General features: G+C 72.0%; 18 protein-coding genes. 10 read left to right on the forward strand and 8 right to left on the reverse strand.

Going from position 1 to position 21,706, the window contains the following annotated elements; translation table 11 throughout:
• Nucleotides 1-112: 112 nt before the first annotated feature.
• The 3 genes from ACZ7L4_RS02970 to ACZ7L4_RS02980 all read right to left on the reverse strand — a co-directional run bounded on the left by ACZ7L4_RS02970 (nucleotide 113) and on the right by ACZ7L4_RS02980 (nucleotide 3,869).
• A complete protein-coding gene (locus tag ACZ7L4_RS02970) occupies nucleotides 113-907 on the reverse strand; it encodes a triphosphoribosyl-dephospho-CoA synthase (protein WP_472099177.1) in 795 nt (264 codons plus the stop codon).
• Nucleotides 908-1,047: 140 nt separating this feature from the next.
• On the reverse strand, nucleotides 1,048-1,575 hold the full coding sequence (locus tag ACZ7L4_RS02975; RefSeq protein WP_472099179.1) for a cupin domain-containing protein: 528 nt from the start codon (nucleotides 1,573-1,575) through the stop codon (nucleotides 1,048-1,050).
• 125 nt (nucleotides 1,576-1,700) lie between these two features.
• The gene (locus tag ACZ7L4_RS02980; RefSeq protein WP_472099180.1) at nucleotides 1,701-3,869 is read right to left on the reverse strand and encodes a 2Fe-2S iron-sulfur cluster-binding protein; all 2,169 of its coding nucleotides are present in this window, start codon (nucleotides 3,867-3,869) and stop codon (nucleotides 1,701-1,703) included.
• A gap of 175 nt (nucleotides 3,870-4,044) precedes the next feature.
• Between ACZ7L4_RS02980 and ACZ7L4_RS02985 the strand changes: the two genes are divergently transcribed.
• The 3 genes from ACZ7L4_RS02985 (at nucleotide 4,045) to ACZ7L4_RS02995 (ending at nucleotide 6,824) form a co-directional block, all read left to right on the forward strand.
• Complete coding sequence (locus ACZ7L4_RS02985) at nucleotides 4,045-4,665, forward strand: TetR/AcrR family transcriptional regulator (RefSeq protein WP_472100369.1); 621 nt, start codon at nucleotides 4,045-4,047, stop codon at nucleotides 4,663-4,665.
• Nucleotides 4,666-4,804: 139 nt separating this feature from the next.
• A complete protein-coding gene (locus ACZ7L4_RS02990; protein ID WP_472099181.1) occupies nucleotides 4,805-5,902 on the forward strand; it encodes a PP2C family protein-serine/threonine phosphatase in 1,098 nt (365 codons plus the stop codon).
• A gap of 79 nt (nucleotides 5,903-5,981) precedes the next feature.
• Complete coding sequence (locus ACZ7L4_RS02995) at nucleotides 5,982-6,824, forward strand: alpha/beta fold hydrolase (protein WP_472099182.1); 843 nt, start codon at nucleotides 5,982-5,984, stop codon at nucleotides 6,822-6,824.
• Nucleotides 6,825-7,163: 339 nt separating this feature from the next.
• Here the strand turns inward: ACZ7L4_RS02995 and ACZ7L4_RS03000 are convergent, their stop codons facing one another.
• From ACZ7L4_RS03000 to ACZ7L4_RS03010, 3 genes are all read right to left on the reverse strand, one after another.
• Nucleotides 7,164-7,877 (reverse strand): TetR/AcrR family transcriptional regulator, encoded by a 714-nt coding sequence (locus tag ACZ7L4_RS03000; protein ID WP_450810157.1) that lies wholly within the window; start codon nucleotides 7,875-7,877, stop codon nucleotides 7,164-7,166.
• Between the two features lie 30 nt (nucleotides 7,878-7,907).
• Nucleotides 7,908-9,113, reverse strand: coding sequence for a serine hydrolase domain-containing protein (locus ACZ7L4_RS03005; RefSeq protein ID WP_472099184.1), 1,206 nt, complete (start codon nucleotides 9,111-9,113; stop codon nucleotides 7,908-7,910).
• Between the two features lie 73 nt (nucleotides 9,114-9,186).
• Entirely contained in the window at nucleotides 9,187-9,846 is a 660-nt protein-coding gene (locus tag ACZ7L4_RS03010) for a TetR/AcrR family transcriptional regulator (protein WP_472099185.1), read from the reverse strand.
• 59 nt (nucleotides 9,847-9,905) lie between these two features.
• On the opposite strand from ACZ7L4_RS03010, the gene ACZ7L4_RS03015 reads away from it, so the two are divergent.
• From ACZ7L4_RS03015 to ACZ7L4_RS03030, 4 genes are all read left to right on the forward strand, one after another.
• Nucleotides 9,906-10,763, forward strand: a complete 858-nt coding sequence (locus tag ACZ7L4_RS03015) for an SDR family NAD(P)-dependent oxidoreductase (RefSeq protein ID WP_472099186.1) — start codon at nucleotides 9,906-9,908, stop codon at nucleotides 10,761-10,763.
• A 143-nt stretch (nucleotides 10,764-10,906) separates the two neighbouring features.
• Nucleotides 10,907-11,788: a universal stress protein gene (locus tag ACZ7L4_RS03020; RefSeq protein WP_472099187.1), complete on the forward strand. Its 882-nt coding sequence runs from the start codon at nucleotides 10,907-10,909 to the stop codon at nucleotides 11,786-11,788.
• Nucleotides 11,785-13,179 (forward strand): MBL fold metallo-hydrolase RNA specificity domain-containing protein, encoded by a 1,395-nt coding sequence (locus ACZ7L4_RS03025; protein WP_472099189.1) that lies wholly within the window; start codon nucleotides 11,785-11,787, stop codon nucleotides 13,177-13,179. Before ACZ7L4_RS03020 ends, ACZ7L4_RS03025 begins: the two co-directional genes overlap by 4 nt.
• Nucleotides 13,180-13,341: 162 nt before the next feature.
• Entirely contained in the window at nucleotides 13,342-13,563 is a 222-nt protein-coding gene (locus tag ACZ7L4_RS03030) for a hypothetical protein (protein WP_422429018.1), read from the forward strand.
• Between the two features lie 2 nt (nucleotides 13,564-13,565).
• Here the strand turns inward: ACZ7L4_RS03030 and ACZ7L4_RS03035 are convergent, their stop codons facing one another.
• Nucleotides 13,566-14,258 (reverse strand): DUF899 domain-containing protein, encoded by a 693-nt coding sequence (locus tag ACZ7L4_RS03035; RefSeq protein ID WP_472099191.1) that lies wholly within the window; start codon nucleotides 14,256-14,258, stop codon nucleotides 13,566-13,568.
• A 266-nt stretch (nucleotides 14,259-14,524) separates the two neighbouring features.
• Between ACZ7L4_RS03035 and ACZ7L4_RS03040 the strand changes: the two genes are divergently transcribed.
• On the forward strand, nucleotides 14,525-16,339 hold the full coding sequence (locus ACZ7L4_RS03040) for an alkyl/aryl-sulfatase (protein WP_472099193.1): 1,815 nt from the start codon (nucleotides 14,525-14,527) through the stop codon (nucleotides 16,337-16,339).
• 37 nt (nucleotides 16,340-16,376) lie between these two features.
• Entirely contained in the window at nucleotides 16,377-18,089 is a 1,713-nt protein-coding gene (locus tag ACZ7L4_RS03045; protein ID WP_472099195.1) for a SulP family inorganic anion transporter, read from the forward strand.
• Here the strand turns inward: ACZ7L4_RS03045 and ACZ7L4_RS03050 are convergent.
• Nucleotides 18,079-20,001 carry an alkyl/aryl-sulfatase gene (locus tag ACZ7L4_RS03050; protein WP_472099197.1) on the reverse strand — a complete coding sequence of 641 codons (1,923 nt, stop codon included), beginning with the start codon at nucleotides 19,999-20,001 and terminating at the stop codon, nucleotides 18,079-18,081. The genes ACZ7L4_RS03045 and ACZ7L4_RS03050 overlap by 11 nt on opposite strands.
• 205 nt (nucleotides 20,002-20,206) lie before the next feature.
• On the opposite strand from ACZ7L4_RS03050, the gene ACZ7L4_RS03055 reads away from it, so the two are divergent.
• Nucleotides 20,207-21,706: a hypothetical protein gene (locus tag ACZ7L4_RS03055; RefSeq protein ID WP_472099198.1), complete on the forward strand. Its 1,500-nt coding sequence runs from the start codon at nucleotides 20,207-20,209 to the stop codon at nucleotides 21,704-21,706.

Below are 21,706 nucleotides of genomic sequence, written 5' to 3' on the forward strand. Positions count from 1 at the left end.
GAGTGCCTCCTGTGCGCGACGTGGCCGGTGCCCATCAGCCTCGGTGGCCGGGCCGGTGCGGGCCAGTCCGCCTACGCCACACGGTGCCGCGCCCCCCCCGTGGGCGGGCGGCTCAGGCCGCGACCGTCAGCGGGCGCTCGACCACGGAGTCCAGGAAGAGCAGCACCGTGAGCAGGGCGCCGCTGGCCGCCGGGCAGATGCCGTAGTGGGCCATCTCCTCGTCCAGCTCGGACAGCAGCCGGCCGCCCTCGGCGGTGCCGGAGCCGCCCGCTGCCAGGACCGCGGCGGCGTCCTGCCGGATCAGGCGGACGGCCAGCGGGCCCTTGTCCTGCGCCACCCGGATGTCGTCGACGGACGCGATCAGCGTGAGGAGCGCGTCGAGCTGCGCGGTCTCCTCGGGGACGCCGCGCGTCCGCGCCGAGCGCAGCCCCGGCAGGGCGGCGAGCGCGGCGGTCAGCTGACGCCGCTTCTCCTCGGCGGGCAGCGCGCGGTAGCCGTCGCGGAAGTCCCCGGTGGGCTCGACCCGCGCGTCGAGTTCCAGGGCGCGGCCGCAGGCGTCGTCGGCGCTCTCCGCGCCCTGCGCCCAGGCCGCCGACAGCAGGCACAGCGAGCGGGCGGCGACGTCGAGGCCGTTGAGGGAGGCGACGTACGGCACCTGGCGCTGCGCGTCGGCGCAGGCCCCCGCGAGCCGCTCCAGGTCGCCTCCGGCGCACGCGGCGTCGCGGAACGAGCCGTGCAGTCCGACACCGGCGTCGACGAGCGAGGAGAACACGGTGTTGGCGGGCGTCTGCGCGGTCCGGCAGTCCGGAAGCCCCGGCTTCGGCGTCAGGAACACCTCGCGGGTGAAGGCGGCGACGGCGAGATCGGCGAGTCGGTCGGCGGAGACGTTCGGATTGCTGGTGAGCATGCTGGGTCGCTTCCACTGGACGGCTGGACACCGGTCGTCCTCCCCGGCCCGAAACGGGCGAACCGGGACCAAGGTCCTGGGTTCGGAAGGTCGTGCGGCCCTGAATACCGGCCCGTGCGGCGGGAGCGAGAGGAGCGACGCTACGTCGCCTGCCCCGTCCCGAAGTCGAAGTCCTCCACGAAGTAGCTGTCGTGCCGGACGCGGAACTCCTTGAGCTCCTCGGGGCCGCGCTGCGACATCTCGGCGACGCGCTCGAAGTACTCCTCGCGCGGGGCGCCGGGGGCGAAGAGCATGAGCATCGACACCGGGTCGTCGGTCACGTTCTTGAAGGCGTGCAGACCGCCGGCCGGCACGTACAGGAAGTCGCCCTCGCGGCCCGTCACCCACTTCTCGCCGTCGTAGAGCTCGAGTTCGCCGGACAGGACGTAGAACGACTCCGACATCGCCCGGTGGAAGTGCTCCTTCGCCCCGGCCGAGCGTGGCCCCAGCACGCCCTTGTAGAGCCCGAATTCGCCGCCGGTCGACTCCTGCGTGGCGAGGTAGCTGGTGGACCCGCCGGGCGAGGACACCTCCGCAGGGGTGTCGGCCGACCGGAAGGACGCGCTCACCTCGCCCTTGTCGCCGTGGTAGCGGGGCTCCGGGTACCGCATGTTCTCGAAGTACGACATCGTGCGCTCCTTGTCGGCGGGTGGACCACAAGACTGACCGGTGCGGCCGCGTGCGGCATCGGGCCCGTGAATGATTGACGGGGGACGACCGGAGGAGGTCCGAGGACCTAGGCGCATTTCGTTCGTCATTGGTGGGCCGCGATATCAAGGGTCACCTTGGACAGCGGACAACCGACGCATGCCAGTACCTGTCCCTCCGCCTTCTGCGTGCGGGTGAGGCAGGTGTGTTCGGGTTGCGTGACCTCGCCGCTGCGCACGCGCACCCTGCACTCGCCGCAGCTGCCGACCGTGCAGGAGTACGGCATGGGCAGTCCTGCGGCGAGACCGGCATCGAGCAGGCTCTGTCCGGGTTCGACCACGGTCGTTCCGACGGGGCTCCCGTCCTTCTCGACTCTCATCTCCTGGGGTGCCCGGGTGGTTGGGGTGGTGACGCCACCACTGAAGCGCTCTTGGTGCGTGTGCTCGTCCGGCACGCCGAGTTGTTGCAGGACGTCCTGCACGGTGTCCATGAGCGCTTCGGGGCCGCAGACGAAGTGATGTGCGGTGTCCGTCGGCGGGAGGCCGGTCACCCACCGGCGGATGCCTTCCGTGTCGAGCCGACCGTCGCGACTGGTGAGGACATGGGTGACCGTCAGCCGGTCCGGGTGGTCCTTTTCCATGCGCGTCAACGCATCGATGAAAATGACCTCTTCGCGGCTCCGGCTGCTGTACAGCAGGTCGATCCTTCCGGCCGATGCCGGATCGGACAGGCGGGTGCGAATCATGCTCATCATGGGCGTGATGCCGCTGCCGGCCGCGATGAGTACCAGCTGTTCGGTGGCCTGCGGCGGGGCGTGGAAGGTACCGGAGGGGCCCCGTACCGCGAGCTGGTCCCCGCATTGCAGGTGACGGTGGGCGTGCGTGGAGAACTGCCCGCCCTCAACGTGCTTGACGGTGAGTTCCAGCCGGGTCGCGCCCGGCGCCGAGGAGGCCGAGTAGGCACGCCGTACGGACCGGCCCGCGATGTCCGTGACCAGGGTGAAGAACTGCCCGGGGTGGAAGTCGAACGGCTTTGCCTCGTCGGCTGCGTCCTCGAGAACCAGGGTGCGGGCGGACGGCGTCTCCTGCCGTATTTCGCAGACACGCACGGGTCGCAGCGGGCCCTCCGCCACCTCACCGTGATGCGCATCGCCACGGCGAGCAGAGGAAGGGGTGCGGACATCGTCGTAGCCCTCTTTGCGCAGCCCGGACACGTAGGCACGGTCGATCGCTTTCCGCATGAGCCGGCTCATGCCAGGGATGGCGGTGATGACCTTGATCAGCCGTGCCGAGCCGCGTCCGGACTCGGCTGCGCCGGCAGCCAGGTGGGCGCTGCCCAGGGCCATCATGTCGGGTGCCGCATCCCGGCCGGATCGCACGTCAGGGTTCCACAGGCGGGCACGGGAAACTGCATCGTTGCTGCGGACCTCCGCGTACTCCACGTCGATGAGGAGGGCGAGGTGCGGCGGCACGCCGCGCAAGGCCAAGGACTTCAGCAGCGCGGCGTCGTCGGTGATCGCGGCGCGCCCGTGGATGTGCAGGACACCGCTGCGGCCGGGGACGAGGGCGGCCAGGGCGATCCGGTCGTCGCGGAGCAGGTTGTGCAGGGTGTCCGCGCGTTTGTTGCCCTTGCGGTCGGCCAGAACCAGGGTGCGGCCGTTCAGGATTCGGGCCACCGTCTGCTGTTCCCCGCGCGGGCTGGTGTCACTGCCGCCTTCCGCGTCCCAGGTGGACAACGCCAGAAAGGGGGAGGCGGACAGGAAGTCGCTGACACCCGGGCCGGCCAACGGCCCCTGGTCCACCATCGGCTCCGCGGCGGGGGATGCGGAGGATGGTTCCCACAGGCCGGAGCGGATGACGGCCTGCGCGCAGTGCACGTACGCCTCGGCGATGTCCACGGCCGTCTCCCCACCCTTGAGGGCGGATGCTGTGCCGTTCACACGCAGCACCTCACCCACACCGGGCAGCAGAAAGAACAACGAGACCGGGCCGGATGCGACGCTCGCCCCTGCAACAGGGAAGGAGAACCGCTGCGGGGAGTGGACACGCGCGAATCCGGGCGTGCCACCGACGAACGTGGTGCGGACGGCGCCGTCGCAGTCCTGGTGACCGAAGGCCGCGACCGGGCTGTGTGCGAGGACCTCGCGGCACCCTGCGTCCAGGACGCCGATCTGCTTCTGAACGATCATCGCGGCCGGGCGGCCGACGACCGCCTCGACCTCGTCCACGGAGGACAGCCGGTGCATCGAGTCCGGCTCGAAGGTGTACTGCCGCATGAGGATTCCTTTCAGCCGGTGGCGGACCGGCCCATGGGAGGAAGAGGCGGACAGCCTGGTCGGCGCCTGCCGGAACGAGGTGTCAGACCTTCTTGTTTCCGCAGGTCATGGCAGTATTCTGAGTAAAAGCTCAGCTATTTGCTACTCGCTTTTCACCGGCCAGGAGGAACAACGGATGACACCCGCCGACCGCCGCCTCGCCCCACGTCGCAAGCCCCAGCAGGTGCGCGCCGAACTCACCCGCGAGCGGATCCTCACCGCAGCTGCTCACGTTTTCGCCGAGTACGGGTACGCGGCCGGCACCACCAACCGGATCGCCGAACGGGCCCGGATGTCCATCGGCTCGCTGTACCAGTACTTCCCCAACAAGGACGCCATCCTCGCCGAGCTGCTGGTCCGGCACATCGACCGCGGCGCCTGGACAGGAGCCGATGAGCTGGACGTGACCCCCGGCAGCCTGAAAGACGCCATCCGGTCCTTGGTGCGCGACGCGATCGACCACCACCGCGACGACCCGCAGCTCCTGCGGATCATGATCGAGGAAGCGCCGGTCTCCAGTGACCTGGTGGAAGCGATCGACCGGCACGGCAAAGCCCGGGTGAGCCAGGTGCGCGAGGTGTTCGCCCGCCATCCCGACGTCCAGGTAACAGACCTCGACATGGCTGCGGAACTCGTCGTGGGAACCGTAGAGATGAACACCCACAAACTCATGGCAACCCCACACCCCGCCCAGGTTGAAAGGCTGGAAACGGAGCTGGTCGCCATGATCACTCGATACCTGCGCGGCGACCAGTAACCACGAGCCCCCGGCAACGCGGATTGACGGCGTCTTTATGTGGGGGACTTTCGACCTGTGGTTTAACCCTCAACGAACCTCCACGATGGATTTGTCCGGAATTCCACCCGTTCCGCGCCTTCACCGGAGGAGACGAGACGTGAAACAGGTCCTGCCAGGGCTCGCGGCTCTCGAACGCCGCCTGCAGCCGACCACGGCTCTGGCACCGCTGCTGATGCTGGCGGGGGCCGCGGTCGTCGAGCTGTGGGCGCCCGTCTGGTGCACCGGGACGCCGCTGGCGCTGATGGCCGCTCTCACCGCCGCCGCCGTGTCGAGCCTGCGGGCGACGCTCGCGATCGCCCTCACCTGGCTGGCCGTCTCCGTGGCCGTGGTCACCGTCCGGCACGACACCGTGGAGTACGAGCTGATGCGGGTGACCACGGCGGCGACCGGCGTGGTCCTGGCCTTCCTCGTCGCCCGCGTGCTGCAGAGCGAACGCGAGCACGTCGACTCCGCCCGCTCCGTCGTGGGCCGCCTCCAGCAGGCCATCCTGCCCGAACTGCCGCGCAGCGTCGGCGGGTTCACGCTCGCCAGCCGCTACGAACCGGCCGACACGGAGGCCGCGGTGGGCGGGGACTTCTACGCCCTCGTGCACACCCGGCACGGGCTGCGCGTCATGATCGGCGATGTGCGCGGCAAGGGTGTGTCCGCCGTGCGGGCCGTCGCCGTCGTCGTGGGCGCCTTCCACGAGCGGGCCGACAGCGAACCGGACCTCGCCCGGCTGGCCGCGGACCTCGACCGCTCCGTCGCCCGCGCGGCGCTGTCGGGGACGGGGTCCGAGGATGCGGCGACGGAGGGGTTCGCCACCGCCCTCCTGCTCGAATTCGCCGCCGACGGGCAGGTCACCGTGCTCAACTGCGGCCACCCGGCGCCCTACGCCGTCGCGGACGGGCTCGTACGGGAGGTTCCACTGCCGGACGCGGAGCTGCCGCTGGGCATGTTCCACCTGTCGTCCCAGCGCGGCAGGCCCCACACCATCGACTCGGCGCCGCCCGTGCTCCTCTGCGTGACGGACGGCATCACCGAGACCCGCGCCCCCGAAGGAACGTTCTTCGACCCGGCCCGGCACTGGTCGCCCCCGCCGCGCGCGAACGCCGCGCAGGCCGTCGACCACCTCACCGCCGCGGCCCGGGCCTGGGGCGGCCGACCGAGGAACGACGACGTGGCGGTGGTGGCCGTGGAAACGTCGTCCGCCTGAGTCGGACGGCTGCCTCCCGCCACGCCGCCCGGCGCGCACCGGGCGATGAGTTCGGGAGGCGGCTCGGGTCTCCCTTGGTATGACCACTGTGAAAGTCAATGACGTCGTCCTCGGCACCGAGTCGTTCGGTGCCGAGGACGCGCCCCTGATCCTGCTCGTGGGCGGGACGACGATGCTGTCCTGGCCCGACGCGCTGTGCGAGCGCCTCGCCGCGGGCGGGCGCCGGGTGGTGCGCTACGACCTGCGCGACAGCGGGGAGTCCACGGCCGGGGACCCGGAGGCACCCACCTACACGCTGCGCGACCTGGCCGCCGACGCGGCGGCCCTGGTCGAGGCGCTCGGCGGCGGTCCCGCGCACCTCGCGGGGATCGGTGTCGGCGGGATGGTCGCGCAGGTCGCCGCGCTCGACCACCCGGGGGCGTTCTCGGCGCTCACCCTGGTCGGCACCCGCGCGGTCGCGCCCGGCCCGGTCGACGACGACCTCCCCGATCACGACCGGGCGACGATGGGGAGGCTGTTCTCCCGTCCGATGCCCGACTGGACCGACCGCGAGGCGGTCGCGGAGTTCGCGGCGGCCGGCGCCGAGGTCATGGGCAACGACCCCGCCACCGCGCGCTCGGTCGCGGCGCGGATCTGGGACCGCACGCCCGGCACCGACCCCCAGGTCCAGATGGCCAACCAGCTCGGGATGGTGTTCTCGCGGCTCGACTGCACCCCTCGCTGGCGTGAGCGGTTGCCCGGGATCGATGTCCCCACGCTCGTGGTGCACGGCCGCCGCGACCTGTTCTTCCCCGTGGGCAACGGCGAGGCGATCGCCCGGGACGTCCCCGGGGCGCGGCTGCTGGTCCTCGAGGAGGCCGCCACGGCGATCCGCGACGCGGACGTCGGTGAGATCGCCGAGGCGATGCTGGCGCTGGGATAGCGGCGGCGATCCCCCGACCCGTCCGAAAAGCAGCAACACCCGCTCCCCTCCAGCGGGTGCTGCCACGTCCGTGGACCGCCGGGTGATCCCGCGGTCCTCGCCATGGTAGGAGAAGCATCAAGTGCCGCACAGATCCGGCCAGTTGTCGCGACGGTGACGCGGCCGAGGGTGTAGAGGGCGGCCGGAGCGCGGTCCTCCACGGTGAACGGGCCGCACGCTGGGCGAGAACCACCCGCTGCGTGGGCACCGACGAGCACGTCATCGGTTCCATGAGTGACCCGAACCGGCGGTTTCAATCCACGAGTTGGTCGTGTCGCACTGCCGACCACGCGCCGGGTCTCACGGCTTCCGCGGCGCCCGCAGCTCCACCGCGTCGAGCAGCAGCCCGAGCACCGTCTCGAACTGGTCGTCCTCGTCCGCCGCGGCCAAGTGCGGGGCGACGGAGGCGAGATGCGGATAGGCGGTCGGCGACACGGCCAGGTACTCGCGCCGCCAGGCCAGCCGGTCGCCCTCGCGTGCCGCGCCGTCCAGCGCGGCGACGGCGGCCTCCTGCGCGCCCATGGCGAGGGCGGTGTCGGCGAGCGCACGGTAGTAGCGGGCGGCCTCCCTGTCACCGAAACCGGCCTGCCGCAGCGCGCCGATCACCAGGTCCGCGCCCCGGAACTCGGCGTCGCGGCGCGAGACCCGCCCGGCCACGATCGCGGCGACCCGCGGGTGGGTGAGGCAGGCGCTGCGGACGCGGCGGGCCAGGCCTGCCAGGGTCTCGCGCCAGGAGTCGGTCGGCTCGTAGCCCGTGACCGCCTCCTCGATGAGCTGCTCGGCGAGTCCGAGGAGGATGTCCTCCTTGCCGGAGAAGTGGCGCAGCACGGCGGTGTGGTTCGAGCCGAGTTCGGCGCCGAGGCGGCGCAGGGTGAGGGCGTCGGGTCCCTCGCGTTCGACGAGGGCGCGGGCGGCGTCCAGGATCCGGTCCCGGTTGAGGGCGGTGGACGGCGGCCGGCCGCGCCGGGCGGCTGGGGCGGCCGGCGCCGGGGTGCTGCCGCCGTGGTCTGTCATGGCGCCAATCCTATGCACCGGCCCGCCCCCTCACTCCGCGTCGGCCAGGTGGGTGACCAGGGCCGAGAGCGCCGCCACGGTCTCGGCGTCGCGGTCCGGGTCCTCGGCCGAAGGCCAGGCGCTCGTCTTCACCACGACGACGTCCGCGACCGGGTCGACCCACAGGAACTGCCCGTAGATGCCGAGACCCGTGAACGCGCGGTGCTCGCCGCCGAGCGTCCACCACTGGTTCGCGTAGCCGTAGTGCGCGGGGTACAGCTCGCTCAGTGCTCCCGGCCGCAGGAACTCCTTCCCGCTGCCGCGTCCGCGCTCGACCCACGCCTCGGGCACGACCTGCTCCCCGTCGACGGCGCCGCCGCGCGCCATGAGCAGCCCCACGCGAGCCATGTCCCGCACCGTCGCGTTGAACGATCCGCCACCGACGGCGGTCCGCGGCCGGCCGCGCGTGAGCCCGTAGTACGCGGCCGTCTCCGCGCCGATCCGGCTCCACAGCCGCTCGGCGGCGTACCGCGCCAGGGGCAGGCCGGTGGCGCCCTCGAGGACCCAGCCGAGGGCCTGCGTGTCGAGCGTCGAGTAGTTGAAGAACGTGCCGGGGTCCGCGCCCGGGTCGACGGAGCGGACCACGTCGAGCACCGAGCCGCGGCCGGTCACGGCACGCATCAGACGGTTGACCGGGGCCTGCGGGTCCTCGTAGTCCTCGACACCGCCGGCGCCGCTCGTCATGTCGAGCAGGTCCGCGACGGTCGGCCCGTCGTAGGCCGACCCGGCCAGCTCGGGGCAGTACGCCACCACCTTGTCGTCGAGCGAGCCGAGCGCGCCCTCCGCCAGGGCGATGCCGAGCAGCACCGACGTCACCGACTTGGTGAGCGAGAAGAGTTGGAAGCGGCGGGCGGGCCCGCCGAACCGGCCCGGGTAGCTCTCGTGCACGAGCCGCCCGCGGTGCACGACGGCGAACCCCGTGGTGTGCGTGCGCGTGTGCAGCTGCTCCAGGGTGCGGCGCGTGCCGCCGAACTCGTAGGTGAATCCGGGCGGCAGTTCGCCCTGGGGCAGCGGGCGCACCCGCGCGGCGGCGGGCACGGGCGCCACCGGCAGCACTGCCGACATGTGCGTGAACGTCCACTCGTTCACCGGCCGCCGGAACGCGATCTCCTCCTGGTGCCGCCACAACCAGGCCGTCCCCGCCCCGGCGGCCGCGACCGCCGCTCCGCCTGCCATCCATCGCGCCGTGCGTGCCATGCGTGTGCTCCCGAGGGCTCTCCACCGATTTATGAACCAATGGTGACACCGGTGGTTCATGGAGGGCAATGCCCTAGTCGACGGTGAGGCCGCGCAGGAAGTTGGTGAGGATCCGGGTGAGCCGGGGCTCGAGTTCGACGATCGCGTGTCCCAGCCGCGGGTCGCTGCGGTAGAGCTCGGCCAGTTCCGGGCCGGGCGAGGACATCTGCCACATCGCGCCCGCCAGCGAGGTGGCGGTGGCGATCAGGTCGACGGCGTCGAGCTCGGTGAGCCCGGGCAGGAGGCGGCGCACGGCCGCGACGATGGCGTCGACCTCGGCGTGTGCGCCGAGCTTGAAGGCGCGGACGGACTCGATCGAGACATTGCGCTCGAGGTTCAGGGGTGCCTGGGCGAGCAGGTCGCAGAAGGGTCCGCGCGCGGCGAGCGTGCGGGCGAAGGCGCCGGCGACGGCGGCCGGGGTGGCATCGGCGGTGAGCCGGCCGAGCTCCGCGCGCAGCGCCGCGGACCACTCCCGCCATCCCTCGCCGGTCAGGCGCAGAAAGATCTGTTCGCGCGTCTCGAAGTAGCGCAACAGCGCGGACTTGTGCATCCCGACCGCCTGGGCGATGTCGGTCAGCGTGACGCGCCGGATGCCGCCTTCGGCGCCCAGTCTCCGGGCGGCGTCGAGGATCGCCGCCTCGCGGGCCTGCTTCGCCGCGCTGCTGCGGGCGCGCTGGAACTCGGGAGTGCTCATGGCGGCAGCTTAGCGCAACGCGGTTGCGTAATTAAGAGAACGGTGTTGTACTAACTTTCATGACACAGACATGGCTCATCACCGGATCGTCACGCGGCCTCGGCCGCGCCCTTGTCACCGCTGCCCTCGAAGCCGGGGACAACGTGGTCGCCACGGCGCGCCGCCCCGAGCAGCTCACCGACCTCGTCGACGCCTACGGCGACCGCGTGCTGCCCGTCGCGCTCGATGTCACCGACCCGGCTGCCGCGCAGGAGGCGCTGGCAGCCGCCGCGCGGCGCTTCGGTCGCGTCGACGTGATCGTGAACAACGCCGGGTACGCCAACGTCGCCCCGATCGAGACCGGGGACGACGCCGACTTCCGCGCACAGTTCGAGACCAACTTCTGGGGCGCCTACCACGTCTCGAAGGCGGCCGTCCCGGTGCTGCGCGCCCAGGGCGGCGGGCTCATCGTCCAGATCTCCTCGGTGGGCGGCCGGGTGGGCGGCTCGGGCGGCATCGCCTCGTACCAGGCCGCGAAGTTCGCCCTCGACGGATTCAGCCGGGTCCTGCGGGCCGAGACCGCTCCCTTCGGCATCAAGGTCCTCGTCGTCGAGCCCAGCGGATTCCGCACGGACTGGGCGGGCTCCTCCATGGCCGTCCACGAGGTCCCGGAGGGATACGAGGAGACGGTCGGCCGGATGGCGAAGCTGCGCGACGCGGGGGTGCCGGCCGGTGACCCGCGGCGCGCCGCCGAGATCCTGGTCCAGGTCGCCGGACGCCAGGACATTCCCGAGCACCTGCCACTCGGCGTCCACGCGGCCGAGGCGTCGATCGACCTCGACCGACGCCTCCTCGCCGAGGACGAGAAGTGGCGCGCGGTGTCGCGGTCGGCCGACTTCGTCGAGGCCTACCCGGTGGCGCTGCCCGTCGACGCCTGACGTGGTCGTCGACGGGCGCCTCGCCGCCCGCGGCACCGCAGGGGCTCGTCGCTCGCCGTGCGCCGCCCGGCGGACCGGGTCAGGCTTGAACCGGGCCGCGCGGGCGGCCGATGACGGTGCCGGGAACGACAGGGAGCGCGCGCATGGCAGGCCATGTACTGGTCGGGGCCGACGGGTCCGATTCGAGCCTGGAGGCCGTGGCGATCGCGGCCCGGGAGGCGCGGGAGCGCGGCCTCGGGCTGCGCATCGTGCACGCCTTCGTCTGGCCGATGATGCGCGCCGCCGGATTCGCGGCGGCCGCGGAGGCGCTGCGCGGGCAGGCCGACACCCTGGTCGCCTCGGCCGTCGAGCACGCCCGCGCCGCGGAGCCGGACCTCGCGGACATCGAGGGCGAGGTCGTCACGGGCGAGCCGCTGACGATCCTGACGGTCCGCTCGGCGGAGGCGGACCTGGTCGTCGTCGGCAGCCGTGGCCTGGGCGCCTTCACCGGGCTCCTGATCGGCTCCGTCGCGGTGTATCTGGCCGCGCACGCCAAGTGTCCCGTGCTCGTCGTCAGGGGCCGGACCGACCCGGGCGGCCTCGTCGCCGTCGCCATCGATTCCTCGGGCGACGCGCAGGCCGCGGTCGAGACCGCGTTCGGCGAGGCCGAGCGCCGCGGCACCGGACTGCTCGCCCTGCACGTCTGGAACACCTGGTCCGCCGAGGGCCCCGAACGTCACGGCGCGCTGACCCCGCTCGTCTCCAACATCAGCGAGCTGCGCAAGGAGGCCGGGCAGACCCTCACCGACGCGCTCGCCCCCGGCCTCGCCGCCCACCCGCACATCTCGGTGGAGCGGCGGCTGCTGGAGGGCCGGGTGCGCCCCACCCTCATCGAGGTGTCCAAGGAGGCCCGGATGATCGTCGTGGGCGCCCGCGGCCGGGGCGGCTTCAAGGGGCTCATCATGGGCTCGGTCAGCCAGGCCCTCCTCCTCCACGCGCACTGCCCGGTCCTCGTCGTCCGCGACGGCAGCGAGGACGACGCGTGAGCGGTCCGCGGCCGGAGCTGCTGACCTTCCTCGGCGGCGTCGGCACGGTCACCGGCAGCAAGTACCTCGTCGAGAGCGACCACAGCCGCATCCTGAGCGACTGCGGTCTCTTCCAGGGCGTACGCGAACTGCGCCGCCGCAAGTGGCGCCCGCTGCCCGCCGACACCGCCGCCGCGCGCGCCGTCGTCCTCACCCACGCCCACCTCGACCACTGCGGCCATCTGCCACGCCTGGTGAAGGAGGGCTTCGACGGGAAGATCGTCTGCACCCCCGACACCGCCGCGCTCGCCGAGATCGTGCTGCGCGACAGCGCCCGCCTCCAGGTCGAACAGGCCGAGCACGCCAACCGCCGCGGCTGGTCCCGGCACCGCCCGGCGCTGCCGCTGTACGACGAGAACGACGTCGAGCGGACCCTGCGGCTGCTGCGCCCCGTGGCCCTCGGCAAGGACACGCGCCTCGCCGACGGCACGAGCGTGCGCCTGCACCACGCGGGACACATCCTCGGCTCCGCCTGGGCGCACCTCACCCTGGAGAGCGGCCACACCCTCGCCGCCAGCGGCGACCTCGGCAGGCCCGGACACCCGCTGCTGCGCCCGCCCGACCCGTTCACCGGCGCGGACGTGCTCCTGATGGAGTCCACGTACGGCGACCGCGACCACGAGGACGCCGCCGACGCCCGCGACCGCTTCGGACAGGTACTCACCGAGACGTTCCGGCGCGGCGGCACCGTCGTCGTCCCGGCCTTCGCCATCGACCGCACCGAGGTAGTCCTGAGCGAACTCGCCGAGCTGCGCCGCACCGGCGTCCTGCCGGCCGGTGTGCCGGTGTTCGTCGACAGCCCGATGGCCCTGTCGGCGCTCGACGTCTACCGGCGTGCGGTGGACCGCGCCGACCCCCAACTCCTGCCGGACGCGGGCGAGTCGGCCCTCGACGCGTCCTGCTTCACGGCCGCGCGCACCGTGTCGGAATCCATCGCCATCAACGACGTGCCGGGCCCCGCCGTCATCGTCTCCTCGTCCGGCATGGCCACGGGCGGCCGGGTCCTGCACCACCTCAGGCGGCTGCTGCCCGACCACCGGAACACGGTCGTCCTCGTCGGCTTCGCCGCGCAGGGCACGCGCGCCCGCGACCTGGCCGAGGGCGCGGACGTCCTGAAGATGTTCGGCGAGTACGTCAAGGTCCGCGCCCGGATCGAACACGTGCCGTTCTTCTCCGCCCACGCGGACGCCGGGCAGATCGTCGACTGGCTCCGCGGCGCCCCCGCGCCCCACACCACGTACCTCGTGCACGGCGAACAGACCGCGGCCGAGACGCTGCGTGACCGCATCGGGGCCGAACTCGGCTGGCACGCGGTCGTGCCCCGCTCCGGCGAGCACGTCCTGGTGCGCTGAGCGGGCCGCGCCGACACCGAGTTTGCGGAGGTCAACCGGGCACTGTGGGGCAGGATTTGGCGCGCTGCGCTCACTGTCCGTGACGTCGCGGTTGGACACTGCCCCGGAGCGTCTGGCAAGGTCGCCGGTCCGATCCCGTGAAGACCCGATGGGAGGGGCGCGATGACCGAAGTGAACACCATCAGCGTCGAGGAAGCGACAGCCGTCGCGCGGCTGCGCATGAACACCACGACGCTCGACATCCCCAAGGACTTCGACCGCTGGTCGCCCGACGAGATGTCGGACTGGCTCGAACAGACCGAGGACGACCCGAACGTCTCCGACGAGGACTTCTACGAGGCCCGCACGACGGTGAACCGGGTGCTGGGCGTCGAGGACGCCTGACCTCAGCCGCGCTCGCCGTACGCCGCCGCGATCTCCTGCGGCGACGCCCACCGGCTGTACGTCGGTGACTTGGGCCAACCCGCGGGGGAGTCCTGCCACTCCTCCTGCCGGCCGTACGGCAGCAGGTCGACCAGGCCGAACAGATAGCTCAGCTGCTCGGTGCCGCGGCCGTCGGTGTGCCAGGTGCGGTACACCGTGTCGCCGTCGCGCAGGAACACATTGACCGCGAAGCCGGCGTCCGGCGGCGCGCCGACATCGGCGCCGAAGGAGCTGTTCGCGGTGGAGTACCAGGTCATCGTGTTGCCGACCTTGCGCCGGTACGCGAGCGCCTCGTCGATCGGCCCCTGCGTCACGATCACGAAGCGGGCGTCGAACTTCTCGAGCCCCGCGAGCCGGGTGAACTGCGACGTGAAGCCGGTGCAGCCACCGCACTGCCACTCCGCGCCCTCGTGCCACATGTGGTGGTAGACGATCAACTGCGGGTGCTCACCGAAGACTTCGGCGAGCCGCACGGGGCCCTCCTCGCCCTCCAGCACGTAGTCGGGCATCTCGACCATCGGCAGCCGGCGCCGCTGCGCGGCGATGGCGTCGAGCTCCCGGGTGGCGGCCTTCTCGCGGACCCGCAGCGCCGCCAGTTCCTTCTCCCACGTGGCGCGGTCGACGACGGGCGGCAGGGCGTTGCCGGTGGTGGACATGGGGCCTCCGGACGATGGGGTGCCGTGCGCGTACGGCACGTTCTTCCTTACGTGGGTGGGGACTCTCCGGGACGTGGAAAGTCATCGGTGGCGGCCGCGACTCCCGGACCGTCGCGGCCCGCGGGATCTCACCCGTTCGGCCCAGTCCCGATGGTCCGGGCCCCCGCGCGGCCAGAGGCTGGGGCATCAGGGCCCGTGGCGGTGGGACCCGCGCAAGGGGCGGGACCGTGGCCGGTGCGGAGCCCCGGTACCTGAGGAGGGACCCGATGCCCGCGCACGATCTGCCCCCGGACGACGGAAGCGACGCGGCGGACGCCGACAGGGGGTTCGTGGCGGCCCTGGAACCCGGTGTCGTCGAGAACGCCGACGGCGCGACCGTCTGGAACAGCGACGCCTTCGCGTACCTGAGGGAGAGCCCGGAGCCCGCGGACACCGTCGACCCGAGCCTGTGGCGGCAGGCCGCCCTCTGCGCGCGCCAGGGGCTCTACGAGGTCACCGACGGGGTGTACCAGGTGCGCGGCCTCGACCTGTCGAACATGTCGCTCATCGAGGGCGAGCGCGGCGTCGTCGTCGTGGACCCGCTGGTCTCCGCCGAGACGGCCGCCGCGGCCCTCGGCCTGTACCGCGCGCACCGCGGCGAGCGGCCGGTGACCGCGGTGATCTACACCCACCCGCACTTCGACCACTTCGGCGGCGTGATGGGCGTGATCAGCCCGGACTCCGACGTGCCGGTCGTGGCGCCCGAGCACTTCATGGAGCACGCGGTCTCCGAGAACGTCTACGCGGGCACCGCGATGATCCGGCGCGGCATGTACTTCTCCGCCTTCGGCACCCCGGTCGGACCCACCGGACAGGTCACCATGGGGCTCGGCATGGCCACATCCTCGGGCTCGGTCGGGCTGATCCCGCCGAGCGTGACCATCACCAGGACCGGCCAGGAAGAGGTCCTGGACGGCGTGAAGTTCGTCTTCCAGATGACACCGGGCACCGAGGCCCCGGCCGAGATGAACTTCTACCTGCCCGAGCGGCGCGCCCTGTGCATGGCGGAGAACGCCTGCCACACTCTCCACAACCTGCTCACCCTGCGCGGTGCCCAGGTCCGCGACGCCCGCATGTGGTCGCGTTATCTGAACGAGGCCCTCGAACTCTTCGGCCACGAGGCCGAGGTCGTCTACGCCTCCCACCACTGGCCGACCTGGGGCACGAACCGCATCGCGCGGTTCCTGGGCCAACAGCGCGACCTGTACGGCTACTTGCACGACCAGACGCTGCGCCTGATGAACTCCGGACACACCGGCATCGAGATCGCCGAGGAGATGCAGCTCCCGCCCGACCTGGAGAACGCCTGGCACGCGCGCGGCTACTACGGCTCCGTCTCGCACGACGTGCGGGCCATCTACCAGCGCTACATGGGCTGGTTCGACGGCAACCCGGCCCATCTGTGGCAGCACCCGCCGCAGGCCCAGGGCGAGCGGTACGTGCGCGCGCTCGGCGGCGCCGACCGGGCCGTCGCGACCGCCCGCTCCTTCGCCGACGAGGGCGACCTGCGCTTCGCCGCCGAACTCGCCTCCCACGTCGTCTTCGGCGCCCCCGACCACGCCGGCGCCAAGGAGTTGCTCGCCGACGTGCTGACCCGGCTCGGGTACGGCGCCGAGTGCGCGACCTGGCGCAACTTCTTCCTCGAAGGGGCGCACGAGCTGACGGAGGGCGCCCCGAAGACCCCGATCGCGCTCGCGTCGAGCATGGCCTCCGCCCTCTCGGTGACACAGATCTTCGACTCGCTCGCCATCCGCATCAACGGCCCGCGCGCCTGGGACGTGCGCCTCAGCATCGTGTGGAAGGTGATCGACCTCGCGGAGACGCACCGCATGGAGCTCTCCAACGGCGCGCTCGTCCACTTCCCCGATCCCCGGGACACCGAGGCCGACCTGACCGTGACACTCACCAAGGCCCAACTCCTCGGCATCCTGGCGGGCCACGGCCTCGACGGCATCGGCCAGCAGGGCGACGCGACGGCCCTGGCCCGCCTCTTCGGCCTCCTGGACGACCCGGACCCGAACTTCGCCATCGTGACGCCCTGAGGCGGTACAGCGAGACCCGCGCATGAAGGGGAGGCGCATGAAAGCGGAGCGGCGGCGCAGCGGTCCGAAGCAGTGGCTGCGCGGCCTCGGCCGCCCCAGCTCGGCGGACGCGGCCAGCGGCGCGGTGACCGGGCTGTTCTCCATCCCGGAAGGCATGGCGTACGCGGCCATCGCCGGGTTCAACCCGGTGGCGGGGCTGTACGCGGGCGTCGTGCCCGCGATCGTCGGCTCGCTTACCTCCCGTACGGTCCTCATGGTCACGACGCTCACCAGTGCCATCGCCCTGACCTCGCAGAGCGTGCTGTCCGACGCCGGGCTCGACCCGAGGAGCGCGGGCAACATCGCGATGCTGACCGTGCTCGTCGGCGTGGTCATGCTGCTGATGGGCGTGCTGCGGCTCGGCGTCGTGATGAGCTTCGTGTCGAACGCCGTGATGACCGGCTTCGCCACCGGGATCGCCCTGCAGATCATCGTCGGCGTCCTCAAGGACGCCACCGGCTACACCCCGCAGGGCCACAACAAGCTCTACCAGGTGGGGGACTGGCTGGCGCACGTCGGTGACTGGCAGGGCGCGGCGACCCTCGTCGCGGCCGTCACGGTCGTGGTGTGGGCGGCGGCGCGCGCGGTGCGGTGCCTGGAGTCGGTGGCGCTGCTGGTGGCGATGGTCGTCGTCAGCGTCGGGGTGGCCGTGGCGGGCACGGACGTCGAACTGGTGCGGGACATCGCGCACATCCCCGGGGCCCTGCCGGCCTTCTCCGCCCCCGACCTGTCGGCGCTCCCTGACCTGCTCACCGGTGCCTGCTCCGTCGCCCTGGTCGCCCTCGCGCAGGCCGCGGGCATCTCCCCGTCCATGCCCAACCCCGACGGCTCCCGCTCCGACGTCAACGCGGACTTCCGCTCCCAGGGGTACGCCAACGTCCTCGGCGGCCTCTTCCAGGCGCTGCCCAGCGGCGGTTCGATGTCGCGGACCGGCGTCGCGGTGAGCGCGGGCGCCCGCACCCGCTGGGCCGGCGTGATCTCCGGCGTCTTCCTCGCCCTGGTCGTCCTGGTCTGCGGATCGCTCGCCGAACGCATCCCCATGCCGGTCATCGGCGGCCTGATCCTGGTGGTCGGCGGCGAACTGATCTGGGGCAAGCGCCGCGACATCGCGCTCGTGCTGCGCACCTCGTGGATGTCGTCGGCCGCGATGATCCTGACCTTCCTGGCCACCACCCAACTCCCGCTCCAGCAGGCCATCGTCATCGGAGCGGTCCTTTCCCTGCTCCTGTACTGCGCCCAGGCCGCCCGCCAGGCGAAACTGATCGCCCTGATCCGCGCCCCGGACGGATCCTGGCGCACCGGAACACCCCCGAAGCGGCTGCCCGCGGGCGAGATCACGGTCCTCGACTACGCGGGCACGTCCTTCTTCGCCGAACTCCCGCAGATCGAGAGCGAGTTGCCGTCCGTCGACGAGGCCCGCGACGCGGTCCTGGTCCTCGTCGTCCGCACCCTCCCCGACGTCCCGTCCTCCGCCGTCATCAAACTCCTCGACCGCTACGCCCGCTCCCTCGACGAGGCCGGCGGCCGCCTGATCCTCGCGGGCGCACAGCCCTCCCTCGTCCGCGTTCTGAAGTCGACGGGCCTGAGCGAACGCCTCGGCATCGTCCCGTCCGCCCCCGAACTCCTCGGCCCGCTGGCCGCGGCGGAGACGGAGGGGCGGGAGTGGATCGCGGGGCGGCGCGAGCAGGGGCCCGCCCCGGTCACGGAGTGACGACCGGGAAGTCCGGATCGAAGTCGTCGAGCAGCCCCGCGAGCCGCTCCAGTTCCGCCGCGTCACCGTCCAGGGAGACCTTCCCCGCCCGGGCCAACTCCTGCGCACTCGTGGGCTTGAGCAGTACGCCGACGAGAGCCGCCTTGGGGCCGGTGACCGTGAGCCGGGCGTTGGGGGAGGTGCCGCGCCGGGCGTGCAGCACGCCGCGGCGGACCCACATGTTCCATGTCTCGCCGGAGTCGGGATCGGAGCCGGTCCCCGTGAAGTGGAGGTCCAGACGGAGGTCGGCCGTGGCCGCCCTGTCACCGTTCACATGGACGGCCACGAAGTCGAAGAGGATGTCGATCGGCATGGCCAGGATCGTGTCGGGGCTCGCGGTGGCGAACACCGCCTTCTGCACACCGTCGCGCAGTTCCTTGGCGGCCGTGAGGAAGATGCCCCGCCACTGCGGCCCCTCGGCCTGGTAGCCCATCTGCTCGTAGGCGTCGGCCTGGAGACGCCGGGCCTCCTCGTTGTCCGGCTCGGCGAACACGAGGGCGTGCAGGATCTGCGCCGCCCACCGGTAGTCTCCCTCGTCGATCGCCCGGCGCCCCTCCGCCAGGATGCCTGCGGCGCCGACCAGGGCGGTGAGCCGGCGGGCGGTCTCCACCGGCGGGTGCGGGTGGAGGGTGACCGGGTCGCCGTCCCACATGCCGAGTTCCTTGGTGAACACCGCGCGGACGTCGTGGTGGAACGTGCCGTGGTAACCGCGGTTGAACCACCTGCGCCCCAACTCCTCCGGCAGCTCCAGGACTTCGGCGGCCTCCAGCGGCGTGTATCCCTTGTTGGCCAGGCGCAGCGCCTGGTCGTGGATGTACTTGTAGGTGTCGCGTTGCGACTCCAGGAACGAGGTCACCTCGCCGTTGCCCCACACCGGCCAGGTGTGCGGCCCGTAGTGCACCTCGGCCTCGTCGCCCCAGCGCTCCAGGGTCTCGTCCAGGTAGCGGGCGAAGTTGCGGGCGTCGCGGGTGCGGGCGCCGCGCAGCGTCTGGATGTTGTGCAGCGAGTGGTTGGCGTTCTCCGCGCAGGTCAGCGCCTTCAGCTGCGGGATCCAGATGTGCATCTCCTCGGGCGCCTCGGTGTCCGGTGCGTAGAGGAACTCGAACTCCAGGCCGCCGAGCTCACGCCTCGCGCCCGTCTCGGTGATCGGGTCGGTCGGCGAGATGTACGAGACGGTGACACCCGGCACGGTCGTGATGCCGATGCCGCAGGTGACACAGCCGGTGTCGGACAGGTCGAGCAGACTGCCGAAGGCGTACGAGGCGCGGCGCGACATGGCATTGCCCGCGATCACGTTCTCGCCGATGGCGTGCTTGTCGAAGGAGGCGATGGTGCCCGGCGCGATGATCGGCACCCGCCCCGACGCCACGTCCTCGGCGCTCACCACACCCTTGACGCCGCCGTAGTGGTCGATGTGGGTGTGCGTGTAGATCACGGCGGCGACGGGCTTGTCGCTGACGTGCTCGCGGATCATCGCCATGCTCTGGCTTGCGGCCTCGACCGAGGCCATGCAGTCGACGACGACGAGGCCCGTGTCGCCCTCGACGACGGTCAGGTTGGCGATGTCGTTGTTGCGCACCTGATAGACACCGTCGACGACCTTGTACAGACCGCCCCGGCGCAGCAGCTGGGACTGCCGCCACAGGCTGGGATTCACCGTGTCCGGCGCGGGCACGTCGTCACCGAGGTAGCCGAAGCGGCTCGCGTCGAAGATGACACGGCCGTCGCTCCCGTACAGCTTGTCCGGGAACGGGGCGAGGAACCCCCGGTCCGCGTCGGTGAAGTCCTGCCGGTCACCCATCGCGTACCGGGAAGCCGCTTCTTTGTTCGTGCGAGCGGTGGCCTGGGAGGCGTGCTGAGGCTCGTGTGTCACGGCGTACTCCGTCCCGTATAGGCGATATACGAGGAATACGCTAATTGTGTGGCGGAGGTCGCGCCATTTGGCCCAGGCCGTCCTCGCCGTCCTCCCCGTGCGGGCCGGCAGAACCCGGCGCGGTGTCACGGAAGGTGTCTCGTAGGGTGCCTTCGTGGCCCCGTCCGCCAACGGGGCCGTGACGGGCGAGTACGGGGGAGTGGCAATGCGGCGAGTGCGCGGACAGGGCCGGCACTTCGGGGTGCGGGCGGCGGCGCTGGTGACAGGGGCGCTGCTGGCCGTGAGCGGGGCGGCGGCCCCGGCCCTCGCGCGGGGAGAGGTCAGGCTCACGCTCGATGTCCCCGAGGCGTCCGGACTCTACGACCCCGACGAGGGCGCCGGGGCGCGCGTCGATGCCCCCAGGCTGCTGGTGCAGCCGCACGGGGGCGTGGCCCGCAACGTCGAGATCACCGTGGACGCCGGGGAGTTGAAGGGCGTCGGGACCATGACTCCCGGGCACCGGTGCACCGGGGACGACGCCGTGTTCCGCTGCCGCTTCGACCCGCGCTCGCTGCGCTACGCCACCCACTTCACCCCGTTCCACCTGCGTGGCAAGGAGGGCGTGACCCCCGGCGACGGCGGGACCGTGCACCTCACCGCACGCGCCGACAACGCCGCGGACGTGCGCGCGGACCTGCGGATGGAGATCCAGCCGCCCGACCTGACACCGTCCGGGGCGGAGCGGGTACCCGGCCTGGTCGAGGCGGACGAGCCGGTCGAGCTGCGGCCGGGCCTCGCCAACGAGAGTGACTGGCCGGTCGAGAGGTTCGCGCTGCGGATGTCCTCCTACGGCCGGCATCTGACGGTGGAGGACAAGTACCGCAACTGCTGGTATCCCGACACCGAGGACGACGCCTCGGACGAGGGGATGGCGGGGACCGAACTCGCCTGGTGCGAGTTCGGCACACCACTTCCCCCGCACACCGCCTGGCGGATCGGCCGGCCGATGATCGGGCACCTGGACGCGGACATGCCCGCGGAGAGCGTCCGCCATCAACCCCTGTACGGGGCACGGGACAAGGCCGCCTACCCGCACCGGGGAAGCGGTCCTGAGCTGACACTCGAACGCGTTCCCACCGGTGACTTCAAGGAGAGCCGCGACACCTGGGGCTCACTGATCGTGCGCGGCACCGCGCAGGTCGACTACGCCCCCGTCGTCGAGGGGCCCGTCCGCGGCAAGGTCGGACAGACCGTGACGGTGCGCATCGGCGCGCGCAACGTCAACGGCGGCAAGCTGCCCGGCATCAACCCGGACCGCTTCGAGATCGTCCCGCCGGAGGGCACCACGATCACCGGCACGCCCTACACGGTGGACGGCGACCCGATGGACAACGCGTGCAAGCGCCCGGCGAAGGGCTCCCGCGCGTGGCGGTGCGGCCTGGGCAGCGAGGCGTTCGAGCAGATCGACGGCCGCGAGGGCGCGAGCACCTCGGTGACCGTGCGGGTCCGCATCGACGACAAGGTGCCAGGTGCGCGCGGCACGGTCCGCGTCGTCGGCAAGTACGACCGCACCCATGACAACGACAGCGCGGAGCTGGCGACCGACATCAGCGGTCGCGAGCGGACCTCTCCGGCGGCGACCATCGGGTGGGCCGCGGGGGCTGTCGTGGTCGTGGCGGGAGGTGCGGTGCTGGCCCGCCGGTACCTCAGGAACCGGCGGGGCTGA

The organism is Streptomyces sp. NPDC107575, from assembly GCF_055657265.1.

Bases quoted from the DNA above. Each gene is read 5' to 3' on its own strand.
- ACZ7L4_RS02970 (WP_472099177.1), bottom strand. From the start codon at position 907: ATGCTCACCAGCAATCCGAACGTCTCCGCCGACCGACTCGCCGATCTC.
- ACZ7L4_RS02975 (WP_472099179.1), bottom strand. From the start codon at position 1,575: ATGTCGTACTTCGAGAACATGCGGTACCCGGAGCCCCGCTACCACGGC.
- ACZ7L4_RS02980 (WP_472099180.1), bottom strand. From the start codon at position 3,869: ATGCGGCAGTACACCTTCGAGCCGGACTCGATGCACCGGCTGTCCTCC.
- ACZ7L4_RS02985 (WP_472100369.1), top strand. From the start codon at position 4,045: ATGACACCCGCCGACCGCCGCCTCGCCCCACGTCGCAAGCCCCAGCAG.
- ACZ7L4_RS02995 (WP_472099182.1), top strand. From the start codon at position 5,982: ATGACCACTGTGAAAGTCAATGACGTCGTCCTCGGCACCGAGTCGTTC.
- ACZ7L4_RS03000 (WP_450810157.1), bottom strand. From the start codon at position 7,877: ATGACAGACCACGGCGGCAGCACCCCGGCGCCGGCCGCCCCAGCCGCC.
- ACZ7L4_RS03005 (WP_472099184.1), bottom strand. From the start codon at position 9,113: ATGGCACGCACGGCGCGATGGATGGCAGGCGGAGCGGCGGTCGCGGCC.
- ACZ7L4_RS03010 (WP_472099185.1), bottom strand. From the start codon at position 9,846: ATGAGCACTCCCGAGTTCCAGCGCGCCCGCAGCAGCGCGGCGAAGCAG.
- ACZ7L4_RS03015 (WP_472099186.1), top strand. From the start codon at position 9,906: ATGACACAGACATGGCTCATCACCGGATCGTCACGCGGCCTCGGCCGC.
- ACZ7L4_RS03020 (WP_472099187.1), top strand. From the start codon at position 10,907: ATGGCAGGCCATGTACTGGTCGGGGCCGACGGGTCCGATTCGAGCCTG.
- ACZ7L4_RS03030 (WP_422429018.1), top strand. From the start codon at position 13,342: ATGACCGAAGTGAACACCATCAGCGTCGAGGAAGCGACAGCCGTCGCG.
- ACZ7L4_RS03035 (WP_472099191.1), bottom strand. From the start codon at position 14,258: ATGTCCACCACCGGCAACGCCCTGCCGCCCGTCGTCGACCGCGCCACG.
- ACZ7L4_RS03040 (WP_472099193.1), top strand. From the start codon at position 14,525: ATGCCCGCGCACGATCTGCCCCCGGACGACGGAAGCGACGCGGCGGAC.
- ACZ7L4_RS03045 (WP_472099195.1), top strand. From the start codon at position 16,377: ATGAAAGCGGAGCGGCGGCGCAGCGGTCCGAAGCAGTGGCTGCGCGGC.
- ACZ7L4_RS03055 (WP_472099198.1), top strand. From the start codon at position 20,207: ATGCGGCGAGTGCGCGGACAGGGCCGGCACTTCGGGGTGCGGGCGGCG.